This is a genomic window from Marinobacter sp. RI1 (genome assembly GCF_041155085.1).
GTDB lineage: Bacteria > Pseudomonadota > Gammaproteobacteria > Pseudomonadales > Oleiphilaceae > Marinobacter > Marinobacter nauticus.
Genome location: NZ_AP031605.1, coordinates 3,799,372 through 3,821,855 on the forward strand (window position 1 = coordinate 3,799,372; position 22,484 = coordinate 3,821,855).

Genomic DNA, 22,484 nt, shown 5'->3' on the forward strand with positions numbered 1-22,484 from the left:
ATCACACCCCCAACCACGCAGGCTCCAGGCTTAGCGTGCGCACCCGAATAGTGGCCTGGCCGTCCGGCCAGGTGCCCGCATCATACTCAAGCCGCGACCAGCCCAGCCGTTCATCCATGGCTTCCAGGCGTTCAAGATAGTTCAACACGTCCAGATAGCCGCCGCGCACGGTCATTTCCACGTCGTGCGTGTACAACAACGGCTCGGATTTTGGCTTGTCGTTACCGACGGCAGCATTCGCCGTGTCCGGTTCGTCATACACCGGCTCCGGAGCCAACAATTCCATGGAGTCCAGTTTCAGGCCCTGTTGCGCAGCAAGCATTTCTCTTAACAGCACCACCATGTCCCGGGGTGCAATCAACTGACCGGTGGTTTCAGCAATCTGCTCATTCAGGCTGCTTAGCCGGTTTTCCCGCGCTGCAAGCCTTTCCCGCAGCTCGGTGGAAGGATCACTGGCAAGCTGTCCATCAAGACTTTCCTGCTGGCTAAACAAAGCATCCCGTGTGGTTAGCGCTGCCTGAAACTGGCTGGTTAGCTGACTTTTCCGGGCTTCAGCAGGCGCAACCAGCAGTTCCCAGCCAACAACAAACACCAGCACGCATACCGTTAGCAGTACCAGAACCCGCTCGCGAATCGGCCGGTCGTTATACCATTGGCAGCCGTCAGCCCATCGGGATTTCAACACGCTCATAAGCCTGCGTCCCCGTTGTTTTCGGTGGCAATCTGAAAGTTGACCCACTGGCGTGCTGCCTCTCCATCCGGGCGCGAGATCCGGAAATCAGAGAAGGTTTCACCAATAAACGCCGGCTCTTCGCCCAGGCGTTCGAGATAACGGGGCACCAAGTCGGCAGACCGGGTCTGGCCCTTAAGCGTCAGGGTAGCGGGGAAAGACTCCAGCCGAATCCCGGTCAGCCAGAGATTGTCTGGCACTTGCCGGGCCAACGCAGACAACCTTCCGGAAAATCCGGAATGACCACTTATGGTCAGGGTTTCGATTCGACCCAGCAGTCGTTGTCGGCGGCTGATCGTTTCCGTGACCCTTGCCAGAGCCGCTTCCAGATCCGGGTCCGGCTGACGAGCCCGAACCTCATCCTGCAGCCGGGCGACCACCTGCTCTAACTGGTTGTTTTGCCGCTCTACGGCCAGAGCCTGAGCCTCCAGTTGCTGATTCTGGTAACGAACCAGGCCGGCAAGCCCGGCAACCACCACAATCACCAGTGCCAGCGCCATCAGTGCCGATGTGGCGTTCAGCTTTTGTTTGTTTGGCCGCAGCTCGGCGGTATAAAGATTGACCTGCTGCTGCATTAATGAGCCTCCCCGACGACCAGGCCCGCACTCCAGGCAGGGAGACACCGGCTATCCAGATCCTGCTCCAGTCCAAACTCCGGCCAGGCGACAGTTTCAATCGAGGCGGCCACATAGGACGACAACATGGAGGTAAGCGGCAGCACCGAGTCTCTCGCCACCAGGCGGATCGTGGCGGGCGGCACCTGGCCCAACTGGCTCTCGAAATAATCCATGGAGCGCTGAATCTCCAGGGCGAGGGACTGCACCGCGTTTTCCTGTCGGCCGGCATCCCGCAGATCGTCGTAGGACACGTCCAGCCGCCGGGACAGATACAGCGTATCGCCGCGGCAGACAACCATCTGCCCATATCGTTCGCGCAGGTGGACCAGCGCCACACCACGGTTCGCGGTGTCCATACGGGAGGCCAGGTTTCGCAGTGCAAGTTCAGCAATATCCACCCGCACCAGTTCCAGGCCGGCTCCGTCAACCAGTGCCACCAGCTCCTGCACCAGTGACTTGCGAGCGGCAACTACGTTCACCAGGGGCCCACGCCCACGGGAGGCATCTTCCGGAAAGGCAAAAACATCAGAAACCGCATCGGAGGGACTGAAATCCAGGAAGTCTTTCAACTTCCACTTCAGGGCATCTGCCAGCTCGCTGTCTTCAATACCCTCAGGGCGCTCCACCTGGAAAACCTGGTATTGATCGATGGGCAACACCACAACCGCGGGGGCTCCCACCCAGCCCTGTTCGTTAACGAGAGACTCGAGCGCTTCGCGACGCTTGGCCGGCAAACAATCGACAAACCCTCGGCCGGCCCACACCCCATCGGAGCCCTTGGCCCAGGCGATGCCGTCAGGGCGGACCTCAAGACAGACCGGGGTTCTGCTGTCTGCCCGCGCAAACAAGCGGGAGACTCGGTTTACAACGGAGCTCAGGGTCATGACTTCCTTTAAGACGAACGTTCTTTGCCACGATAGCCAAGCGTAGAAACGCTTAAAATATCGCCGAATTTTTACACTGACTTAAATAGTAGTTGAGAAACCGAACGTAACTCTACGGATTTTTGATTGATTTCACGGAGATTTGCAAGTCCGTAACAAAAAAGCCCGCAGAAATCGCGGGCTTTTGATTCAGGACAAACTTGATATTTATCAGAACGGAATATCGTCATCAAAATCATCAATCGGCTCAGGCATGCCGCCACCTTGCTGCTGGGGTGCCGGGTTGTTGTAGCCACCAGCCTGTCCACCCTGCTGGGGCGGCGCATTGTATTGCGGCTGTTGCTGCGGCCGTCCCTGGGGCGCCCCCGGATTCATACCGCCCTCAGAGCCACGGCTGTCCAGCATCTGCATCTGGCCATTGATATCCACAACCACTTCAGTGGTGTAGACATCCTGCCCTTCCTTGTTCTGCCATTTCCGGGTCTGCAGCTTGCCTTCAATGTAGACCTTGGAGCCTTTGCGCAGGTATTGCCCAGCCACTTCAGCCACCTTGCCGAACAGCACAACCCGATGCCACTCGGTCTTCGGCACCAGCTGTCCGGTCTGGCGATCCTTGTAACTCTCGTCTGTGGCGAGGTTCAGGTTAACCACAGCGTTGCCGTTGGGGGTATAACGAGTGTCCGGGTCCTGCCCCAGGTTACCAATGAGAATTACCTTGTTTACGCCTCGTGCCATCGTATGCTCCTGATCATGTTTTGCGGAGTGCCAGCCGTCCATGCCAGCATCCTGTGTTTAAGTACTCTTACCCTGCCGGACAAAGTCAAAGTCCGCAAGCTGATCTTCCCGAAAATGCTGACGATCCACCTTCAGGTAGGCTGTCGATGCATTTTCAACAATCACAACGTCCTTCACGCCCGGCAGCCTCCGTAGCTGACGGTCCACGTCGTCAAAGGTATTTTCCAGTGCATCCCTCAGCTCCAGAACCAGGCTGGTCGTGTAGCTCGGGGCCGGCATGGTCAAGGCTGCCAGCAGCCACACCAGGAGGCACCCGGCCATCAACCAGAGCACTCCCTCCACGCCAGCGCTCTGCAGCAGATAACCTCCCAGAGCTCCACCCAGAAAAGCACCAAAAAACTGGGAGGTGGAATAAACCCCCATGGCCGTTCCCTTACTGGCAGCCGGAGCCTCTTTACTGATCAACGAAGGCAGACTGGCTTCCAGAAGGTTGAACGCCATAAAGAAGAAAAACAGCACACCCCAAGCTGCCCAGAGGCTGGTATTCACCTGAGTCAGCGTTGCTGTTGCCGCTGTCAGCAAGGCAATGGCCATGCACAGTATCGGCTTCATTTTACGTTTCTTTTCGCCAATGATGATAAAGGGCACCATGGCAAAGAAAGAAAGCACCATCACACTCAAATAGAACCACCAGTGGGAGCTGCTGGCCAGCCCCAACCGATCCTGAAGCATGGTCGGAAAGACCAGGAACAGGGCGGTCAGAACAAGATGCAGCACAAAGATCCCGAAATCGAGCCGCAGCAGGCGGCCATCGGCCAGAACGCGCCCTACCATTTCGCGGGCAGGATGGGTATCGGCGCTGACTTTATGGGTATGTGGCGTAGGCACGACCCGGGCTACCACTATTAGCGCCAACAGAGCCATCACTGCCGTCACGTAGAAGATACCGGACAACCCCCAGGCCGCGCCCAGCAACGGCCCCAGTACCAGCGACACAGAAAACGACAGGCCAATGGAAATGCCCACCGTGGCCATGGCCTTGGTGCGCTCTTCCTCTCGGGTAAGGTCTGACAGCAGTGCCATCAATACACTGGCGATGGCACCGGCACCTTGAAGAATCCGACCAGCGATCACAACGTATATGGAGTCGGTCGACGCGGCCAGCAGGCTCCCGCTGGCAAACAAGATAAGCCCCAGGTAGATCATCTTCTTGCGGCCAACCCGATCCGACAACAGGCCGAAGGGGATCTGCAACAGCGCCTGACTCAGACCGTAGGCGCCAATCGCCAGGCCCAATAGCGCCGGCGTCGAACCCTGCAGGTCCGTACCCAGCAGGACAAACACGGGCATGACCATAAAAAGGCCCAGCATACGCATGGCGTATACCGAAGCCAGAGCCACAACTGAGCGTTTTTCGAGCGCGTTCATGCCTACCCGTGCGGTTTGAATGAATGGTGAGCGGCCGGTAACCGCCGGCGGCGCATTGTACCAGAACCACCCCGGCGACGGGACACCCGCACAGCGGGTCGTTCCGCACTTAGCCGGAACGACACGAAACCGATATACTGGCAGTTTTTACCAAGCGAGGTGTTATGGACCATATCCAGATCAAGGGCGCACGCACCCACAACCTGAAAAACATCGACCTGGATATGCCAAGGGACAAACTGATCGTCATTACCGGTCTGTCCGGCTCCGGCAAGTCCTCATTGGCGTTCGATACGCTCTATGCCGAGGGCCAGCGCCGGTATGTCGAGTCACTGTCCACCTACGCACGGCAATTCCTCTCGATGATGGAAAAGCCCGATGTGGATCACATTGAAGGCTTGTCACCAGCCATCTCCATCGAACAGAAATCCACGTCTCACAACCCCCGCTCTACCGTGGGGACCATCACCGAGATCTATGACTATCTGAGACTGCTTTTCGCTCGTGCCGGTGAACCCCGCTGTCCTGATCACGGCCAGCCGCTGGAAGCCCAGACCGTGAGCCAGATGGTTGACCAGGTTATCGCGATGCCGGAAGGCAGCAAGCTGATGATATTGGCGCCGGTGATCCGGGATCGCAAAGGTGAGCATCTGCAGGTGATCGACACCATGCGCAGCCAGGGCTTCATCCGCCTGAGAGTAGACGGAGCGGTATACGACATAGACGACGTTCCTGCCCTGGACAAGAAGCGCAAGCACCAGATTGACGTTGTGGTCGATCGATTCAAAGTCAAGGAGGGGCTGGAGCAACGATTGGCCGAGAGCTTCGAAACCGCCCTGGAGCTGGCCGACGGCATTGCTCTGGTGGCGCCCATGAGTGGAGAAGGCGAGGAACACACCTTCTCGGCGCGCTATGCCTGCACCCAATGCGGCTACTCCCTGAGCGAACTGGAACCTCGCCTGTTTTCGTTCAACAACCCGGCCGGCGCCTGCCCCACCTGCGACGGCCTGGGGGTGCGCCAGTTCTTTGATGCCGAAAAGGTGATCCAGAGCCCGGAAGCGACCCTGGCATCAGGAGCCATCAAGGGCTGGGACCGTCGTGCCGTGTATTACTTCCAGATGCTGACCAGTGTTGCCGAACACTACGGCATTGACCTGGAAACGCCTTGGGAAGAGCTGCCCGAAAACTTCCAGGAGGTGCTCCTGTATGGCTCCGGCGACGAGGACATTCCCTTTCGCTATGTGAACTCTCGCGGCCATATCATGGAAAAAGCGCACCCATTCGAGGGCATACTGCCTAACCTGGAACGCCGTTACCGCGAGACGGAATCCCAGAGCATGCGTGAGGAACTGGCTCGCAACCTGAGTACACAGCCCTGTAAAGACTGCGGCGGTTCGCGCCTGCGTCGCAGTGCCCGTCACGTCTTTATCGAAGAGCGAAACCTTCCGGAAATAACCCACCTGCCCGTGGGTGATGCCCATCGCTACTTCAGCACTCTGGCATTGCCCGGGCGTAAAGGTGAGATCGCCGAAAAAATCCTGAAAGAGGTACGGGAGCGCCTGCAATTTCTGGTCAACGTGGGCCTCGAATACCTCACCCTGGAACGCAGCGCAGACACCCTCTCAGGCGGCGAAGCCCAGCGCATCAGGCTGGCCAGCCAGATAGGCGCAGGCCTGGTGGGCGTGATGTACATTCTGGACGAGCCGTCCATTGGCCTGCACCAGCGGGACAACGACCGACTGCTTGCCACCCTCACCCACCTCCGGGACCTTGGCAATACGGTGATTGTGGTGGAACACGACGAAGATGCTATCCGGGCTGCCGACTACGTTATTGACATTGGCCCCGGCGCTGGCGTCCACGGCGGAGAGATTGTCGCACGGGGAACCCCGAAAGAGATTATCGCCAACCCGGCTTCAATGACTGGCCAGTACCTCAGTGGCGAGAAGGAGATCTCGGTACCTTCTGAGCGAAACAAGGGTAACGGCAAGAAGCTGGTACTGACCGGCGCCTCTGGCAACAATCTTCAAGACGTAACGCTCACGCTGCCGCTGGGCGTGATGACCTGCGTTACCGGGGTATCGGGCTCAGGCAAATCCACTCTGATCAACAGCACCCTCTATCCGGTCGCGGCCGCCAAACTGAACAAAGCGACGAGCCTCAATCATGCGCCCTACAAGAGCCTGAAAGGACTTGATCAGCTCGACAAGGTGATCGACATTGACCAGAGCCCTATCGGACGGACACCCAGGTCTAACCCTGCCACTTACACCGGCCTGTTTACCCCCATCCGGGAACTCTTCGCCGGCACTCAGGAGGCACGTTCACGCGGTTACAAACCTGGCCGCTTCTCCTTCAACGTGAAGGGCGGCCGGTGCGAGGCCTGCCAGGGCGATGGTGTCATCAAAGTCGAAATGCACTTCCTGCCAGACGTCTATGTGCCCTGCGACATCTGTAAAGGCAAACGCTACAACCGGGAGACCCTCGAGGTTCGGTATAAAGGCAAAAACATTCACGAAGTTCTGGAAATGACCGTTGAGGAGGGCCGGGAGTTTTTCGACGCAGTCCCCTTCATTGCCAGAAAACTGCAAACGCTGATCGACGTGGGCCTGTCTTACATTCGTTTGGGCCAGAGCGCAGTGACCCTCTCGGGGGGCGAAGCACAGCGGGTCAAGCTGGCTAAGGAATTGTCCAAACGGGACACAGGCAAAACCCTGTACATTCTGGACGAGCCCACGACCGGCCTGCACTTCTACGATATCCAGCAACTTTTGAACGTGCTGGAGCGCTTGCGCGATCACGGCAATACCATCGTTGTCATTGAGCACAACCTGGACGTCATCAAGACCGCAGACTGGATTGTCGACCTCGGCCCGGAAGGTGGGTCCGGTGGCGGACAGATTATTGCTGAAGGAACGCCCGAGGAAGTGGCCGCCAATCCGGCTTCGCACACCGGACGTTACCTCAAACCGATGCTCACCAAATAGCCCGCCCGAGCGACGGGCACAAAAAAACCGGGAACCTTGCGGAACCCGGTTTTTTTATGGACTCAGAAGAACTTACTCTTCGTCGTCCATCTCTTCAGCTTCGATGTCCAGAGGACGGCCGACCAGCTCAACGAATGCCATCGGGGCATTATCGCCAGCGCGGAAACCGCACTTCAGAATACGAAGATAACCACCCGGACGCTCGCTGTAACGGGGGCCCAGCTCATCAAACAGCTTGGCTACCGCAGCATCGTTACGCAGGCGAGAGAACGCCAGGCGACGATTTGCTACCGAATCATTCTTTGCGAGCGTGATCAACGGCTCAGCTACCCGACGCAGCTCTTTGGCTTTCGGGAGCGTCGTTTTGATCAGCTCGTGCTCAACCAGTGACGCAGTCATGTTACGGAACATGGCCTTGCGATGCGCACTGGTCCTGTTGAACTTACGACCACTCTTACGATGACGCATTGCTCTGATTCCTTACCTTAAACTAATCGGCGATCAACCGCCCAGAACCCGGTCATCACCACGAAGGCTTGCCGGCGGCCAGTTATCAAGACGCATACCCAAAGACAGACCACGGGACGCAAGAACGTCCTTGATCTCGGTCAGCGACTTTTTGCCAAGATTAGGCGTCTTCAGCAGCTCCACTTCCGTGCGCTGGATCAGATCGCCGATATAGTAAATGTTTTCAGCCTTCAAGCAGTTAGCTGAACGCACAGTCAACTCCAGATCATCAACCGGGCGCAGCAGAATCGGATCGATTTCTTCCTCTTCCTCTACACGCTCAGGCTCTTTCTCATGATCGAAATCGACGAACACAGCCAGCTGCTGCTGGAGAATGGTAGCGGCCCGGCGAATTGCTTCTTCCGGATCGATGGTACCGTTGGTCTCCAGATCAATAACCAGCTTGTCCAGGTCTGTACGCTGCTCAACCCGAGCGCTCTCGACGGCATAGGCCACACGACGAACCGGGCTGAACGTTGCATCCAGCTGCAAGCGTCCGATGGCACGAGTTTCGTCCTCGTCCAGACCACGCTGATCAGCCGGCTCGTAGCCACGGCCCCGTGCCACGCGCAAGCGCATGTTCACTTCGCCGTTTTCGCTCAAGTGACAGATCACGTGCTCCGGGTTAGCGATTTCCACATCGTGGTCCAGCTTGATATCGCCGGCAGTCACCACGCCCGGACCTTTCTTGCTGAGGGTAAGCTCAGCATCGTCACGGCCGTTCATCTTTACGGCAACGCCCTTGAGATTCAGCAGAATCTCGATGACGTCTTCCTGGACACCTTCAATGGCACTGTACTCGTGCAGGACACCGTCGATCTGTGCTTCAGTTACGGCGCAGCCCGGCATCGAAGACAGAAGAATACGACGCAGCGCGCTGCCCAGGGTGTGCCCGAAACCGCGCTCGAGCGGCTCCAGAGTCACCTTGGCGCGCGTGGCGCTGGATTCTTTCACGTCAATGGTACGAGGTGTCAATAACTCATGTACTGAACGCTGCATAGACGCCCCTATCTGCTATCGTTGCTAACTGGGCTTTACTTGGAGTAAAGCTCGACGATGAGGTTCTCGTTGATGTCGGCCGGCAGTTCAGTACGCTCAGGTACTGACTTGTAAACGCCGGACATCTTGTTGGCGTCAACCTCTACCCAGCTTACCGGTGCACGGCTTGAAGCCAGATCCAGCGCGCCTTTAACACGCAGCTGATTCTTGGCCTTTTCGCGCACGCTCACAACGTCGCCCGGCTTGACCTGATAGGACGGGATGTTAACCGGCTTATCATTGACCAGGATCGCCTTGTGAGAGACGAGCTGACGGGCTTCTGCACGGGTAGAACCAAAGCCCATGCGATATACAACGTTATCGAGACGGCCTTCCAGCAGCTGCAGCAGGTTTTCACCAGTTGCACCTTTGCCTCGGGCGGCCTCTTTGTAATAGTTACGGAACTGCTTCTCAAGAACGCCGTAGATACGACGGACTTTCTGTTTTTCACGAAGCTGAACGCCGTACTCGGACAGACGACCGCGACGCGCGCCGTGCATACCCGGCGGAGTCTCGATGTTGCACTTGGAATCGAGCGCGCGAACGCCGCTCTTCAGAAAAAGATCTGTCCCTTCACGACGAGACAGCTTGCACTTCGGGCCTATATAACGAGCCATATTTCACTGTCTCCTGTGTTAGACGCGGCGCTTCTTGGGCGGACGACAGCCGTTGTGGGGAATCGGCGTCACATCAGTGATGTTGGTGATCTTGTAGCCACACGCATTCAGCGCGCGAACTGCAGATTCACGTCCGGGCCCAGGACCCTTAACCTCTACGTCCAGGTTTTTAAGGCCGTATTCAGCAGCCGCATTACCGGCTCTTTCAGCTGCTACCTGCGCAGCAAAAGGTGTACTCTTACGTGAGCCGCGGAAACCGGAACCACCAGAAGTGGCCCAGGACAGGACGTTGCCCTGACGGTCCGAAATGGTCACGATGGTGTTGTTGAAGGACGCGTGAATGTGCGCGACGCCATCAACAACCGTCTTTTTCACCTTTTTACGGGTACGTGTACCTGGCTTTGCCATGTTTGCCTACCTGTTACTTACGAATAGGTTTGCGAGGACCTTTACGGGTGCGGGCGTTGGTCTTGGTGCGCTGGCCACGGACCGGAAGGCCATGACGATGACGCAGACCACGGAAGCAACCGAGATCCTTCAAACGCTTGATGTTCATCTGTACTTCACGACGCAGATCGCCTTCGACGGTAAACTTGCCCACTTCAGTACGAAGTGCTTCAAGTTGCTCGTCGCTCAGGTCTTTGACCTTGGCGTCCGGCTTAACGCCGGTTGCATCGCAAAGCTTCTGGGCTGTTGTCTTGCCAACACCGAAGATGTAGGTCAGCGAGATAACAGCATGTTTGTTATCGGGTATATTGACACCGGCTATACGTGCCATCCAAATTACTCCGCGTTCAAAGCTTTGCTGTGTGAATTTTCCGCCACAAAAAGGGCGCGAAATAATAGCGCCTGACCCACCTGTGAGTCAAGCGCCACTATTCCGAACCCCTTTTACAATGTCAGCGCTTATCCGAAACGGATTAGCCCTGGCGCTGCTTGTGACGAGGCTCCGAGCAGATGACTCGAACTGAGCCATTGCGTCGAATTACTTTGCAGTTACGGCAAATTTTCTTTACCGAAGCGCGTACTTTCATTGTCGACTCCAGTTTTCAAGGGGAACGGCTTGTTCAGCCGTTCCGTCCATAGCCCTTGAGATTGGATTTCTTCATCAGCGATTCATACTGGTGAGACATCAGGTGCGACTGAACCTGAGCCATGAAATCCATCACCACGACTACAACAATCAGCAGAGAGGTGCCCCCAAGATAGAAAGGCACATTCCCGGCCACCATCAGGAACTGAGGGAACAGGGACACTGCTGCAATATACATAGCACCGAACAGAGTCAAACGGGTCAGCACACCATCGATGTACTTGGCCGTCTGTTCGCCGGGACGAATACCGGGGATAAACGCGCCGGAACGCTTGAGGTTATCCGCAACTTCCTTGGGGTTGTACATCAGCGCTGTATAGAAGTAGCAGAAGAAGATAACTGCTGCTGCGAACAGGATAATATACAACGGCTGGCTCGGTGCCAATGCCTGAGAGATATCGCTCAGCCACTCCATGCCTTCGCCCTGACCGAACCACTGCCCCAGAGAAGCCGGGAACAGAAGAATCGAAGAGGCGAAGATCGGCGGAATGACGCCGGCCATATTCACCTTCAGCGGCAGGTGGCTGGACTGCTGGGCAAATACCCGCCGCCCTTGCTGCCGTTTGGCATAGTTGATGGTCAAACGACGCTGCCCACGCTCCATGAAGACCACGAAACCGACAACAGCAATCGCCAGAACACCAATTCCGAGAACAACCAGCAAGCTCATTTCACCGTTACGAGCCTGCTCCAGAGTCTGGCCAATGGCGCCAGGAAGACCGGCAACAATACCCGCGAAAATCAGCAGCGAAATACCGTTACCAATACCTCTTTCGGTGATCTGCTCACCGAGCCACATCATGAAGACCGCACCGCAGACAAACGAAACAACCGCCACAAAGTGGAAGCTGAAGCTGTCATTAAAGGTAACGCCCTGTGATGCCAGACCCACAGAAATACCAAAGCCCTGAACCAGGGCCAGGATAACCGTACCATACCGCGTATACTGGCTGATCTTGCGACGACCAGCCTCGCCTTCTTTCTTAAGCTGCTCAAGCTGCGGACTAACCGCAGTCATGAGCTGCATGATAATAGAAGCCGAAATGTACGGCATGATACCGAGTGCGAAGATACTCATGCGCTCAAGCGCACCACCGGAGAACATGTTGAACAGACTCAGGATGGTTCCCTGGTTCTGATCAAACAGTGCCGCCAGCCGATCCGGGTTGATACCGGGAACCGGAATGTGGGCACCGATCCGGTACACCAGCAGCGCCAGAAACACGAACCAGAGCCGCGAGCGCAGCTCTGCAAATCCTTTTCCGGCGCCCGCAGGCAATGATGCTGTCTTGGCCATTTAGTCCTCGACTCGTCTTAGTCTTCGACTTTACCACCCGCGGCGGTAATCGCTTCGCGTGCGCCCTTGGTGACTCGAAGGCCTTTCACGGTTACCGCACGGTCCAGCTCGCCGGACAGGATAACCTTGGCCTCGCGAATTTCTTCGCGAATGATGTCAGCCTTTTTCAGGGCCGCCAGATCCACCACGTCGCCTTCAACCTTGGCCAGCTCGTTCAGGCGGATTTCCGCCACGTAACGCTGCTGACGCGAGGTGAAACCGAACTTAGGCAGACGACGGGCCAAAGGCTGCTGACCACCCTCGAAACCAGGGGCAACGGAGCCACCGGAACGGGATTTCAGACCTTTATGACCACGACCGCCGGTTTTGCCGAGACCGCTACCGATACCACGGCCGACACGCTTGGCGGACGGACGTGAACCGGGTTCCGGAGCAAGTTCGTTCAGACGCATCTTAGTTCTCCTCAACCCGAACCAGGTAATTTACCCGGTTGATCATGCCGCGAATGGAAGGAGTGTCTTCCACTTCCACGGTGTGACCGATTTTACGAAGACCCAGGCCCTTGACGCACAGCTTGTGCTTGGGCTGACAGCCGATCGGGCTGCGGGTCAGAGTTACTTTGATCGTTTTTGCGTTCGCCATGACTTCAACCCAGAATATCTTCCACGGATTTACCGCGCTTGGCTGCAACGTCTTCAGGCGCCTTCATGGCCTGCAGACCCTTGATGGTGGAACGTACTACGTTCACCGGGTTGGTGGACCCGTAACACTTGGACAGTACGTTCTGCACACCGGCCACCTCGAGTACGGCGCGCATCGCACCGCCGGCAATGATACCGGTACCCTCAGAAGCAGGCTGCATGTAGACCTTGGAACCCCCGTGCTGCGCCCGAACCGGGTACTGCAGGGTAGTGCCGTCCAACGCTACGTCTACCATGTTTTTGCGTGCAGCTTCCATGGCCTTCTGGATGGCAACCGGAACTTCCCGGGCCTTGCCACGACCGAAACCAACGCGACCTTTACCATCACCCACTACAGTCAGTGCAGTGAAGGCAAAGATACGGCCGCCTTTAACTACCTTGGCGACGCGATTGACCTGAACCAGCTTCTCCTGGAGCTCAGGCGCCTTCTGTTCGTTAACGCTCATCTTCTCCACCTCTTAGAATTGCAAGCCAGCTTCACGGGCAGCGTCGGCAAGAGCCTGAACACGACCGTGATAACGGTAACCTGAGCGGTCAAAAGCGACCTTCTCAATGCCTGCTGCCTTGGCGCGCTCAGCAATCAGCTGACCGACCTTCTTGGCAGCGTCCACGTTACCGGTTGCACCCTGGCGCAGCTCCTTATCCAACGTGGAGGCAGTGGCAAGCACTTTGCTGCCATCTGCAGTCGTAACCTGGGCGTACATATGACGCGGTGTACGGTGCACGCACAAACGGTCAGTACCCAGCTCACGGATCTTCATGCGCACTTTGCGCGCGCGACGCAGTCTTTCGTTATTTGCGCTCATAGTCCCGCCTTATTTCTTCTTGGCTTCTTTGCGTCTGACCTGCTCATCCGCATAACGCACACCCTTGCCCTTATACGGCTCGGGCGGACGGAACGCGCGGATTTCCGCAGCGACCTGGCCAACCTGTTGCTTGTCGATACCGCGAATCACAACTTCCGTATTGGACGGAGTTTCAGCGGTAACACCCTCGGGCAGCTCATACTCGACCGGGTGGGAAAAACCCAGTGTCAGGTTGAGCTTCTTACCTTGCGCCTGCGCACGGTAACCTACGCCCGTCAGCTGCAGCTTACGCTCCCAGCCTGTGGATACGCCGGTAACCATATTGTTAACCAGCGCACGAGTAGTACCAGCAAGAGCGCGGGACTGTTTTGCACCATCGCGGGCCGCAAAACGCAGGACGTTTTCTTCCTGCTTTACTTCAACCGCCTGGTGAATGGTGAACTGAAGCGCTCCTTTGGAACCCTTCACATTGATTTCCTGTCCGTTCAGCTTAACCTCAACACCGGAAGGCAGCACGACAGGATTATTGGCAACCCTGGACATGTGTATCTCCTAGAATACGGTGCAGATGACTTCGCCACCCACGCCTGCAGCTCGTGCGGCGCGGTCTGTCATAACGCCCTTGGACGTTGAGACAATCGCGACTCCCAGACCACCGGCTACTTTCGGCAGTTCCCCGGCGCCTTTGTACTGGCGCAGACTCGGACGGCTGACCCGCTGAATCTCCTCAATAACCGGCTTGCCGCCGAAGTATTTCAGAGTGATGGTCAGCTCGGGCTTCGCGTCAGCTGAAACAGAAAAATCTGCTACGTAGCCTTCGTCCTTGAGGACCTGGGCTACCGAGACCTTCATTTTTGAAGATGGCATCGTTACGTCAGCTTTTGACGCCATCTGGGCATTACGGATACGGGTAAACATATCCGCAAGCGTGTCTTGCATACTCATTGGTATGAGGCTCCTGATCTTTTTAGTTGTGCAGCGGCTTGCCGCACCGCTTACCAACAGGCACCTGACCGAAGTCAGGCGGCCTATCTTACCAGCTTGCCTTGGTCAGGCCCGGAACGTCACCGCGCATGCCGTATTCACGGAGTTTGATCCGTGACAGCTCGAACTTGCGCAGAACGCCGTGGGGACGACCAGTCACCTGGCAACGATTCCGAAGACGCGAAGGAGATGAATCACGCGGAAGCTGCTGGAGCTTCATCTGTGCATCCCAACGGTCATCATCGCTGGTATTCGGGTTTTTGATAATCGCCTTGAGCTCGGCGCGCTTGGCAGCATACTTTGCTACCAGTTTTTCGCGCTTTTGCTCACGGTTTTTCATTGAAACCTTCGCCATGTCACTCGTTCCTTATTTCTTGAACGGAAAGCCAAAGGCTTTCAACAGTTCGCGACCTTCGTCGTCGGTACCGGCAGTGGTGGTGATGGTGATATCCAACCCGCGGATCTTGTCGACTTTGTCGTACTCGATCTCCGGAAAGATGATCTGCTCACGCACACCCATGCTGTAGTTACCGCGACCGTCGAAGGATTTCGGGTTCAGACCGCGGAAGTCACGAATGCGGGGAACCGCAATGTGCACCAGACGATCAAAGAAATCCCACATGCGCTCACCGCGCAGGGTCACTTTACAGCCAATCGGCCAACCTTCACGGATTTTAAAGCCCGCGACGGATTTACGCGCTTTGGTAACAACCACTTTTTGACCTGCCAGGCGCTCAAGATCTGCCACGGCATTTTCAATCAGTTTCTTGTCACCAACCGCTTCGCCAACACCCATGTTCAGGGTGATTTTCTCGATACGCGGCACCTGCATCACGTTCTTGTAACCGAACTCTTTCTGCAGGGCGGGTACCACTTCCTTAGTGTACTGCTCTTTCATGTTAAGCATCGTAACCACCACCGCTTACTGGTTATCGACAGCTTCGTTCGTGGACTTGAAGATCCGCACTTTGGTGCCGTCTTCCTTGATCTGGAAGCCAACACGATCGGCTTTGCCGGTCTGCGGATTAAAAATAGCCACGTTGGAAGCCTGGATAGGCGCTTCTTTTTCGACGATACCGCCCGGGGTGCCAAGCATCGGGTTCGGCTTTGTGTGCTTCTTCATCATATTGATGCCAGAAACAAGCACGCGACCGTCGTCCAGAACTTTCAGGACTTTACCACGTTTGTCTTTGTCTTTCCCCGTGGTGACGATTACTTCGTCATCTCGTTTGATCTTTTTCATAACCGGCCTCTGGTCCTTTAAAGTACTTCGGGTGCCAGTGAGATAATCTTCATGAACTTCTCGTTACGCAGTTCACGGGTAACCGGTCCGAAGATACGGGTACCAATGGGAGCGTCCTGATTGTTCAGAAGTACCGCCGCGTTACCGTCAAAACGGATCAGAGAACCGTCCGGACGACGCACACCCTTACGGGTACGTACTACAACAGCCTTCAGGACCTGGCCTTTTTTCACCTTGCCGCGGGGGATGGCTTCCTTGACGGTTACCTTGATGATATCCCCAACGGTTGCATAACGCCGGTGAGATCCGCCCAGGACCTTGATGCACATAACCTGACGTGCACCACTGTTATCCGCGACTTCAAGCATTGTTTGAGTCTGAATCATGGTTGTTCTCCGGGCGAATTACACCTTGGCAGCGCGTTCGGTAACTTCCACCAGGGCCCAGCTCTTGGTCTTGGAGACCGGACGGGTTTCCTGGATGGTTACGGTGTCACCAATGTTGCACTGATTGCTTTCATCGTGTGCATGAATCTTGGTTGAACGCTTCATGTACTTACCGTACAGCGGGTGTTTAACCTGACGCTCAACCAGGACCACGATGGACTTGTCCATCTTGTTGCTCACGACCTTGCCGCTCAGAGTTCTGGCAGTTTGGGTAGCTTCGGTCATGTCACTGTCCTGCCTTTTCGTTCAATACTGTTTTCACGCGAGCGATATCGCGCTTCACCTTGCCGAGAAGGTGAGACTGATTCAGCTGACCTGTCGCCTTGCGCATGCGCAGGTTGAACTGCTCCTTCAGGAGGTCGATCAGCTCTTTGTTCAGCTCCTCGACTGACTTTTCACGCAGCTCTGTTGCTTTCATCACATCACCGTCCTCTTAACAAAGGTGGTCTGTACCGGCAGTTTGGCGGCAGCCAGAGTGAAAGCTTCGCGTGCGATTTCTTCCGCGACACCTTCCATCTCGTACAACATGCGGCCTGGCTGAATCTCAGCCACCCAATACTCGACAGAACCTTTACCTTTACCCATACGTACTTCCAGCGGCTTACCGGTGATCGGCTTATCCGGGAATACCCGGATCCAGATCTTACCGCCCCGCTTGATGCGGCGAGTCATGGTACGACGCGCTGCCTCAATCTGGCGCGCAGTTATACGCCCACGGCTGGTCGCCTTCAATCCGTATTCACCGAAGCTCACCTTGTTTGCGCGCTGAGCAAGACCGGTGTTACGGCCTTTCATTACCTTGCGGAATTTGGTGCGTTTTGGTTGCAGCATAAGAGTGCCCCTTTACTTAGAACCTTTCTTCCCAGAGGCTTTCTTGTCAGCACGGACCTGCTCCATACCACCAAGAATCTCACCTTTGAAGATCCATACCTTTACGCCGATAACGCCGTAAGTGGTGTGCGCTTCATAGGTTGCATAATCAATATCTGCACGCAGTGTGTGCAGAGGTACACGACCTTCGCGATACCACTCGGAACGTGCGATTTCAGCACCCCCAAGACGACCGCCAACCTGAATCTTGATACCCTTGGCTCCCTGACGCATGGCGTTTTGAACCGCACGCTTCATAGCGCGACGGAACATCACACGACGCTCCAGCTGGCCGGCAACGTTTTGCGCTACCAGGCGGGCATCCAGATCCGGCTTGCGGACTTCTTCGATGTTGATGTGCACAGGCACACCCATCATGTCGCTGACTTCGCGACGCAGACGGTCAACATCTTCACCCTTCTTACCGATAACAATACCGGGGCGGGCGGTATGGATCGTGATCCGGGCGTTCTGAGCAGGGCGCTCGATCACGATCTTGCTGACAGACGCCTTAACCAGACGCTTGTCCAGGAATTCGCGAACCTGAATATCATTCAGAAGATTCTTCGCGTAGTCCTTTTTGTCGGCGTACCACACTGAGTTGTGCTCTTTGATCACACCCAGGCGAATGCCGGTTGGATTTACTTTATGACCCATCTGAGCATCTCCTACTTGTCGGCGACCTTGACGGTGATATGACAGGTGCGCTTGAAAATACGGTCAGCGCGCCCCTTGGCTCGAGCTTTGATTCGCTTGAGCGTTGGGCCCTCATCCACCATCACGGTGGAAACCCGCAGATCATCTACGTCCAGACCTTCGTTGTGCTCAGCGTTGGCAATGGCGGATTCAAGAGCTTTCTTGATCACAACCGCTGCCTTCTTAGGGCTGAAAGTCAGAATGTTCAGGGCGTCCTCAACAGCCTTGCCGCGTACTTGGTCAGCGACAAGACGTGCTTTCTGAGCTGAGAGGCGAGCGCCCTTGTACTTGGCTGCTACTTCCATTTCTATTACCTCAGAATCAGCGTTTAGCTTTCTTGTCGGCCGCATGACCACGATAAGTACGCGTTGCCGCGAACTCACCCAGCTTATGTCCAACCATATCTTCGGTGACATAAACCGGCACGTGCTGCTTGCCGTTGTGGACTGCAATGGTCAGGCCTACCATCTCCGGGAAGACTGTTGACCGGCGGGACCAGGTTTTAATGGGCCGCTTGTCATTTGCTTCCAGAGCTGCCTCGACCTTCTTCAACAGATGCAGGTCTATAAAAGGACCTTTCTTCAAAGAACGTGGCACAGCAATTACCTCTATGTAGTCGTTTACTTGGCCGAACGACGACGTACTATCATCTTGTCAGTACGCTTGTTCTTACGAGTCTTATGCCCTTTGGTCGGAACACCCCACGGAGTAACCGGGTGACGTCCGCCAGAGGTACGCCCTTCACCACCACCATGCGGGTGGTCAACTGGGTTCATAGCAACACCACGTACTGTTGGCCGTTTGCCGCGCCAACGTGATGCACCCGCTTTACCAAGCTGCTTGAGGCTATGCTCACTGTTGGACACTTCGCCCAGAGTGGCACGGCAATCTACAAGCACCTTACGCATTTCACCTGAACGCAGGCGGATGGTGGCATACGCCCCTTCCCGAGCAACCAGCTGTACGGATGCGCCCGCAGAGCGAGCCAGCTGTGCACCTTTGCCAGGCTTGAGTTCGACGCAGTGGATTACGGAACCGACCGGAATGTTCCGGAGCGGCAGCGTGGAGCCCACCTTGATCGGCGCGTCGACGCCGGAGCGCACAGGATCACCAGCCTTCATACCTTTGGGAGCGATAATGTAACGACGCTCGCCATCGGCATATTTGACCAGTGCAATGTGCGCAGAGCGGTTAGGATCGTATTCCAGGCGCTCAATGACCGCCGGGATACCATCTTTGGTCCGCTTGAAGTCGATAACACGGTAGTGCTGCTTATGACCACCACCAATGTGACGAGTAGTAATGCGGCCAACATTGTTACGGCCACCAGACTTACTCTTTGTTTCTACCAACGGCTCGTAAGGACGTCCTTTGTGCAGATCCGGGTTGTAAAGTTTTACAACGTGACGGCGTCCGGCAGATGTTGGCTTGGTTTTGACGATCGGCATATTACGACCCCTTTACCTTATTCCACATCCAGAAAATCGATGTCCTGACCTTCTGCCAGCTTGACGTAAGCCTTACGAATGTCATTACGCTTGCCGAACCCGCGGATAGTGCGCTTGAGCTTACCCTTACGGTTCAGAACCTGAACACCTTCGACGGTGACGTTGAACAGTTGCTCAACGGCTTTCTTGATCTCGGGCTTGGTCGCATCAGGCGCTACACGAAACACCACCTGACCACGCTCTGCCGCCAGAGACGCTTTTTCTGATACGTGCGGCCCTAACAGGACCTTGTAAATACGTTCCTGATTCATCCCAGCATCTCCTCGATCTTCTTCAGAGCGGGAACAGTCACCACGACTTTCTCGAAGGCAACCAGGCTGACCGGATCCAGACCTGCCACATCGCGAACGTCCACATGAGGAACGTTGCGGGAAGCCAGGTGCAGATTCTGCTCAACATTCTCAGACAGGATCAGGGCGTTGGACACACCCAGATCGCTCAGCTTGGCAGTGAAGGCCTTGGTCTTGGGTGTATCGACATTCATGTCGTCAACCACAACCAGACGCTCCTGGCGTACCAGCTCGGAGAAAATGGAACGCATCGCCGCACGGTACATCTTGCGGTTAACCTTTTGCTCGAAGTCACGGGGCTTGGCAGCAAAGGTTACGCCGCCTGAACGCCAGATCGGGCTACGAATGGTACCAGCACGGGCACGACCAGTACCCTTCTGACGCCATGGCTTCTTGCCACCACCACTGACTTCGGAACGTGTCTTCTGGGCCTTGGTACCCTGACGGCCAGCTGCCATGTAAGCAGTAACCACCTGATGCACCAGAGCTTCGTTAAAATCTTTGGCAAACGCAGCGTCGGAAACAGAAATCCCCTTGCCGCTACCAGTAATTGTCAATTCCATCGCACCGCTCCTCAGGCTTTAACTGCAGGCTTGATGACAACGTCGCCGCCAGTTGCGCCAGGTACGGCACCACTTACCAGCAGCAGGTTGCGCTCGGCATCGACACGGACGATTTTCAGGTTCTGCACAGTAACCTGCGCATTACCCATCTGACCGGCCATCTTCTTGCCCTTGAACACCTTACCCGGAGTCTGGTTCTGACCAATGGAACCCGGAGCACGATGAGACAAGGAGTTACCGTGAGTAGCGTCCTGCATGGAGAAGTTCCAGCGCTTAACACCGCCCTGGAAGCCCTTACCCTTGGACTGACCTACTGCGTCAACCACCTGACCGTCTTCAAACACGGAAACGGTCAGCTCGCCACCGGCGGCCAGGTCTTCACCTTCGCCATCAGCCAGACGGAATTCCCAAACGCCACGACCAGCTTCAACACCTGCTTTTGCAAAGTGCCCGGCAGCCGCCTTGTTTACACGGGAGGAACGACGAGAACCTACGGTTACCTGCACTGCACGGTAGCCGTCGCTTTCGAGGGTCTTGAGTTGGGTAATGCGGTTGGGCTCAACCTCAATTACCGTGACAGGCAGCGCCTGCCCTTCATCCGTAAAAATACGGGTCATACCGGCCTTACGACCGACAACACCAATTGCCATGTTTCACCTCTTAAGTGTACGGGGCTTGCACCCTCTATGGCCTATGACAGTTACACAGACTAATACCGGGCGGTATTAGCCGAGGCTGATCTGAACGTCTACACCTGCTGCCAGGTCCAGTTTCATCAGAGCATCTACTGTCTTTTCCGTCGGCTCAACAATGTCGAGCAAACGCTTATGCGTACGAATTTCATACTGATCACGCGCGTCTTTGTTGACGTGCGGAGAGATCAATACCGTGTACTTTTCCTTCCGCGTCGGCAGAGGAATGGGACCACGCACCTGAGCGCCGGTCCGCTTGGCGGTATCGACAATCTCCTGCGTGGACTGGTCGATCAGGCGATAATCAAACGCCTTCAACCGGATTCGAATTTTTTGGCTTTGCATGATGCACCAAACTCCACTCGTAGCAGCTACTAGTTAGCCGACCTTCAAAAAAAGGAGCCGCATTGTATGCATAATACCCAACCCTGTCAACAGCATTGCCATTGACAGGGTTGAGCGACATTTGCGACCTAAACAGAAAAAGGGGCTGAACGCTCAGCCCCTTTTTCCTGATCAATCGAATAAATTACTCGATGATCTTGGCGACCACGCCGGCACCAACGGTACGACCACCTTCGCGAATCGCGAAGCGCAGGCCATCTTCCATGGCGATCGGAGCGATCAGGGTGACGGTCATTTTCACGTTGTCACCCGGCATTACCATTTCTACGCCTTCCGGCAGTTCGCAAGAACCGGTCACGTCAGTGGTCCGGAAGTAGAACTGCGGACGGTAGCCCTTGAAGAACGGAGTATGACGACCACCTTCTTCTTTGGACAGTACGTACACTTCACACTCGAACTTGGTGTGCGGCTTGATGGAGCCCGGTACACACAGAACCTGACCACGCTCAACGTCGTCACGCTTGGTACCACGCAGCAGAACACCAACGTTCTCGCCGGCACGACCTTCGTCCAGCAGCTTGCGGAACATCTCAACACCGGTACAGGTGGTCTTGGTGGTGTCGCGGATACCCACGATTTCCACTTCGTCACCAACCTTGATGATGCCACGCTCAACACGGCCAGTTACTACGGTACCACGACCGGAGATGGAGAATACGTCCTCGATCGGCATCAGGAACGGCTGATCGATCGCACGCTCCGGCTCAGGGATGTAGTCGTCCAGGGCTTCTACCAGCTTCTTCACAGCGGTAGTACCCATTTCGTTGTCGTCTTTGCCTTCCAGCGCCATCAGGGCAGAACCGGTGATGATCGGAGTGTCGTCACCCGGGAAGTCGTACTGACTCAGCAGGTCACGAACTTCCATCTCAACCAGCTCCAGCAGCTCCTCGTCGTCTACCATGTCAGCCTTGTTCAGGAACACGACAATGAAAGGAACGCCAACCTGACGGGACAGCAGGATGTGCTCACGAGTCTGCGGCATGGGGCCGTCAGCTGCGGAGCAAACCAGGATCGCGCCGTCCATCTGTGCCGCACCAGTGATCATGTTCTTCACATAGTCAGCGTGGCCCGGGCAGTCTACGTGGGCGTAGTGACGGGTCGGAGAATCGTACTCTACGTGAGAGGTCGCGATGGTAATACCACGCGCACGCTCTTCCGGTGCGTTATCGATCTGATCGAAAGCACGGCTCTCGCCAGTACCCCAAACTTCGTGACACACACGAGTCAGGGCGGCTGTCAGAGTGGTCTTACCATGGTCAACGTGACCGATGGTGCCCACGTTTACGTGCGGCTTGTTACGCTCAAACTTTGCTTTGGACACGGTTACACCTCTTCCTGTTTCTTAAG

At 55.9% G+C, this 22,484-nt stretch carries 35 protein-coding genes; 1 reads left to right on the top strand and 34 read right to left on the bottom strand.

What is annotated here, in order from left to right:
• Window position 1: 1 nt before the first annotated feature.
• The 5 genes from ACAM27_RS17220 to ACAM27_RS17240 all read right to left on the bottom strand — a co-directional run bounded on the left by ACAM27_RS17220 (window position 2) and on the right by ACAM27_RS17240 (window position 4,394).
• Complete coding sequence (locus ACAM27_RS17220) at window positions 2-691, bottom strand: MSHA biogenesis protein MshJ (protein ID WP_369612369.1); 690 nt, start codon at window positions 689-691, stop codon at window positions 2-4.
• Window positions 688-1,305, bottom strand: coding sequence for a PilN domain-containing protein (locus tag ACAM27_RS17225; protein ID WP_369612370.1), 618 nt, complete (start codon window positions 1,303-1,305; stop codon window positions 688-690). The genes ACAM27_RS17220 and ACAM27_RS17225 overlap by 4 nt, the downstream gene beginning before the upstream one ends.
• The gene (locus tag ACAM27_RS17230; protein ID WP_369612371.1) at window positions 1,305-2,231 is read right to left on the bottom strand and encodes a biogenesis protein MshI; all 927 of its coding nucleotides are present in this window, start codon (window positions 2,229-2,231) and stop codon (window positions 1,305-1,307) included. The genes ACAM27_RS17225 and ACAM27_RS17230 overlap by 1 nt, the downstream gene beginning before the upstream one ends.
• A gap of 210 nt (window positions 2,232-2,441) precedes the next feature.
• Window positions 2,442-2,966 carry a single-stranded DNA-binding protein gene (gene ssb, locus ACAM27_RS17235; RefSeq protein WP_113880451.1) on the bottom strand — a complete coding sequence of 175 codons (525 nt, stop codon included), beginning with the start codon at window positions 2,964-2,966 and terminating at the stop codon, window positions 2,442-2,444.
• A 57-nt stretch (window positions 2,967-3,023) separates the two neighbouring features.
• Window positions 3,024-4,394, bottom strand: a complete 1,371-nt coding sequence (locus tag ACAM27_RS17240; protein WP_369612372.1) for an MFS transporter — start codon at window positions 4,392-4,394, stop codon at window positions 3,024-3,026.
• Window positions 4,395-4,558: 164 nt separating this feature from the next.
• Here ACAM27_RS17240 and uvrA point away from each other — a divergent pair, with 164 nt between their 5' ends.
• On the top strand, window positions 4,559-7,381 hold the full coding sequence (gene uvrA, locus ACAM27_RS17245) for an excinuclease ABC subunit UvrA (RefSeq protein WP_222180713.1): 2,823 nt from the start codon (window positions 4,559-4,561) through the stop codon (window positions 7,379-7,381).
• Between the two features lie 72 nt (window positions 7,382-7,453).
• Here the strand turns inward: uvrA and rplQ are convergent, their stop codons facing one another.
• The 29 genes from rplQ to tuf all read right to left on the bottom strand — a co-directional run bounded on the left by rplQ (window position 7,454) and on the right by tuf (window position 22,458).
• Entirely contained in the window at window positions 7,454-7,849 is a 396-nt protein-coding gene (gene rplQ / locus ACAM27_RS17250; RefSeq protein ID WP_023007570.1) for a 50S ribosomal protein L17, read from the bottom strand.
• Window positions 7,850-7,882: 33 nt separating this feature from the next.
• On the bottom strand, window positions 7,883-8,887 hold the full coding sequence (locus ACAM27_RS17255; RefSeq protein ID WP_008174911.1) for a DNA-directed RNA polymerase subunit alpha: 1,005 nt from the start codon (window positions 8,885-8,887) through the stop codon (window positions 7,883-7,885).
• A 35-nt stretch (window positions 8,888-8,922) separates the two neighbouring features.
• Window positions 8,923-9,543, bottom strand: coding sequence for a 30S ribosomal protein S4 (rpsD, locus tag ACAM27_RS17260; RefSeq protein ID WP_014420494.1), 621 nt, complete (start codon window positions 9,541-9,543; stop codon window positions 8,923-8,925).
• Window positions 9,544-9,561: 18 nt separating this feature from the next.
• Window positions 9,562-9,951 (bottom strand): 30S ribosomal protein S11, encoded by a 390-nt coding sequence (rpsK, locus tag ACAM27_RS17265; protein WP_007153992.1) that lies wholly within the window; start codon window positions 9,949-9,951, stop codon window positions 9,562-9,564.
• A 13-nt stretch (window positions 9,952-9,964) separates the two neighbouring features.
• Window positions 9,965-10,321 carry a 30S ribosomal protein S13 gene (gene rpsM, locus ACAM27_RS17270; protein WP_011784262.1) on the bottom strand — a complete coding sequence of 119 codons (357 nt, stop codon included), beginning with the start codon at window positions 10,319-10,321 and terminating at the stop codon, window positions 9,965-9,967.
• Window positions 10,322-10,463: 142 nt separating this feature from the next.
• Window positions 10,464-10,577, bottom strand: coding sequence for a 50S ribosomal protein L36 (gene rpmJ, locus ACAM27_RS17275; RefSeq protein ID WP_008174902.1), 114 nt, complete (start codon window positions 10,575-10,577; stop codon window positions 10,464-10,466).
• Window positions 10,578-10,610: 33 nt separating this feature from the next.
• On the bottom strand, window positions 10,611-11,933 hold the full coding sequence (secY, locus tag ACAM27_RS17280) for a preprotein translocase subunit SecY (RefSeq protein ID WP_011784261.1): 1,323 nt from the start codon (window positions 11,931-11,933) through the stop codon (window positions 10,611-10,613).
• Window positions 11,934-11,950: 17 nt separating this feature from the next.
• The gene (gene rplO / locus ACAM27_RS17285) at window positions 11,951-12,385 is read right to left on the bottom strand and encodes a 50S ribosomal protein L15 (protein WP_011784260.1); all 435 of its coding nucleotides are present in this window, start codon (window positions 12,383-12,385) and stop codon (window positions 11,951-11,953) included.
• Window position 12,386: 1 nt separating this feature from the next.
• Window positions 12,387-12,575, bottom strand: a complete 189-nt coding sequence (rpmD, locus tag ACAM27_RS17290) for a 50S ribosomal protein L30 (protein WP_008174894.1) — start codon at window positions 12,573-12,575, stop codon at window positions 12,387-12,389.
• Window positions 12,576-12,579: 4 nt separating this feature from the next.
• The gene (rpsE, locus tag ACAM27_RS17295) at window positions 12,580-13,080 is read right to left on the bottom strand and encodes a 30S ribosomal protein S5 (RefSeq protein WP_023010932.1); all 501 of its coding nucleotides are present in this window, start codon (window positions 13,078-13,080) and stop codon (window positions 12,580-12,582) included.
• A 12-nt stretch (window positions 13,081-13,092) separates the two neighbouring features.
• The gene (gene rplR, locus ACAM27_RS17300; RefSeq protein ID WP_011784258.1) at window positions 13,093-13,440 is read right to left on the bottom strand and encodes a 50S ribosomal protein L18; all 348 of its coding nucleotides are present in this window, start codon (window positions 13,438-13,440) and stop codon (window positions 13,093-13,095) included.
• Window positions 13,441-13,449: 9 nt separating this feature from the next.
• On the bottom strand, window positions 13,450-13,983 hold the full coding sequence (gene rplF, locus ACAM27_RS17305) for a 50S ribosomal protein L6 (RefSeq protein WP_011784257.1): 534 nt from the start codon (window positions 13,981-13,983) through the stop codon (window positions 13,450-13,452).
• Window positions 13,984-13,992: 9 nt separating this feature from the next.
• The gene (gene rpsH, locus ACAM27_RS17310; RefSeq protein ID WP_023010931.1) at window positions 13,993-14,385 is read right to left on the bottom strand and encodes a 30S ribosomal protein S8; all 393 of its coding nucleotides are present in this window, start codon (window positions 14,383-14,385) and stop codon (window positions 13,993-13,995) included.
• A gap of 88 nt (window positions 14,386-14,473) precedes the next feature.
• Window positions 14,474-14,779: a 30S ribosomal protein S14 gene (gene rpsN, locus ACAM27_RS17315; RefSeq protein WP_011784255.1), complete on the bottom strand. Its 306-nt coding sequence runs from the start codon at window positions 14,777-14,779 to the stop codon at window positions 14,474-14,476.
• Window positions 14,780-14,791: 12 nt separating this feature from the next.
• On the bottom strand, window positions 14,792-15,331 hold the full coding sequence (gene rplE, locus ACAM27_RS17320; protein WP_011784254.1) for a 50S ribosomal protein L5: 540 nt from the start codon (window positions 15,329-15,331) through the stop codon (window positions 14,792-14,794).
• 15 nt (window positions 15,332-15,346) lie between these two features.
• Window positions 15,347-15,667: a 50S ribosomal protein L24 gene (rplX, locus tag ACAM27_RS17325; RefSeq protein WP_011784253.1), complete on the bottom strand. Its 321-nt coding sequence runs from the start codon at window positions 15,665-15,667 to the stop codon at window positions 15,347-15,349.
• A gap of 17 nt (window positions 15,668-15,684) precedes the next feature.
• Window positions 15,685-16,053: a 50S ribosomal protein L14 gene (gene rplN, locus ACAM27_RS17330; protein ID WP_011784252.1), complete on the bottom strand. Its 369-nt coding sequence runs from the start codon at window positions 16,051-16,053 to the stop codon at window positions 15,685-15,687.
• A gap of 18 nt (window positions 16,054-16,071) precedes the next feature.
• Window positions 16,072-16,338: a 30S ribosomal protein S17 gene (rpsQ, locus tag ACAM27_RS17335; RefSeq protein WP_011784251.1), complete on the bottom strand. Its 267-nt coding sequence runs from the start codon at window positions 16,336-16,338 to the stop codon at window positions 16,072-16,074.
• 1 nt (window position 16,339) lies between these two features.
• Window positions 16,340-16,531: a 50S ribosomal protein L29 gene (rpmC, locus tag ACAM27_RS17340; protein WP_008174877.1), complete on the bottom strand. Its 192-nt coding sequence runs from the start codon at window positions 16,529-16,531 to the stop codon at window positions 16,340-16,342.
• Window positions 16,531-16,944, bottom strand: coding sequence for a 50S ribosomal protein L16 (rplP, locus tag ACAM27_RS17345; protein WP_011784250.1), 414 nt, complete (start codon window positions 16,942-16,944; stop codon window positions 16,531-16,533). Before rplP ends, rpmC begins: the two co-directional genes overlap by 1 nt.
• Before the next feature lie 12 nt (window positions 16,945-16,956).
• Window positions 16,957-17,640, bottom strand: a complete 684-nt coding sequence (gene rpsC / locus ACAM27_RS17350) for a 30S ribosomal protein S3 (RefSeq protein ID WP_011784249.1) — start codon at window positions 17,638-17,640, stop codon at window positions 16,957-16,959.
• Window positions 17,641-17,651: 11 nt separating this feature from the next.
• Window positions 17,652-17,984 (bottom strand): 50S ribosomal protein L22, encoded by a 333-nt coding sequence (gene rplV, locus ACAM27_RS17355; RefSeq protein ID WP_008940674.1) that lies wholly within the window; start codon window positions 17,982-17,984, stop codon window positions 17,652-17,654.
• 16 nt (window positions 17,985-18,000) lie between these two features.
• Window positions 18,001-18,276, bottom strand: coding sequence for a 30S ribosomal protein S19 (gene rpsS, locus ACAM27_RS17360; RefSeq protein WP_007154011.1), 276 nt, complete (start codon window positions 18,274-18,276; stop codon window positions 18,001-18,003).
• A gap of 23 nt (window positions 18,277-18,299) precedes the next feature.
• A complete protein-coding gene (rplB, locus tag ACAM27_RS17365) occupies window positions 18,300-19,127 on the bottom strand; it encodes a 50S ribosomal protein L2 (RefSeq protein WP_011784248.1) in 828 nt (275 codons plus the stop codon).
• 17 nt (window positions 19,128-19,144) lie between these two features.
• On the bottom strand, window positions 19,145-19,438 hold the full coding sequence (gene rplW, locus ACAM27_RS17370; RefSeq protein WP_008174862.1) for a 50S ribosomal protein L23: 294 nt from the start codon (window positions 19,436-19,438) through the stop codon (window positions 19,145-19,147).
• Window positions 19,435-20,040 carry a 50S ribosomal protein L4 gene (gene rplD, locus ACAM27_RS17375; protein WP_011784247.1) on the bottom strand — a complete coding sequence of 202 codons (606 nt, stop codon included), beginning with the start codon at window positions 20,038-20,040 and terminating at the stop codon, window positions 19,435-19,437. Before rplD ends, rplW begins: the two co-directional genes overlap by 4 nt.
• Window positions 20,041-20,051: 11 nt before the next feature.
• Window positions 20,052-20,690, bottom strand: coding sequence for a 50S ribosomal protein L3 (gene rplC, locus ACAM27_RS17380; RefSeq protein WP_011784246.1), 639 nt, complete (start codon window positions 20,688-20,690; stop codon window positions 20,052-20,054).
• A gap of 75 nt (window positions 20,691-20,765) precedes the next feature.
• Window positions 20,766-21,077 (bottom strand): 30S ribosomal protein S10, encoded by a 312-nt coding sequence (gene rpsJ / locus ACAM27_RS17385; protein WP_004580743.1) that lies wholly within the window; start codon window positions 21,075-21,077, stop codon window positions 20,766-20,768.
• A gap of 184 nt (window positions 21,078-21,261) precedes the next feature.
• Window positions 21,262-22,458 (bottom strand): elongation factor Tu, encoded by a 1,197-nt coding sequence (tuf, locus tag ACAM27_RS17390; protein WP_011784245.1) that lies wholly within the window; start codon window positions 22,456-22,458, stop codon window positions 21,262-21,264.
• Window positions 22,459-22,484 lie beyond the last annotated feature (26 nt).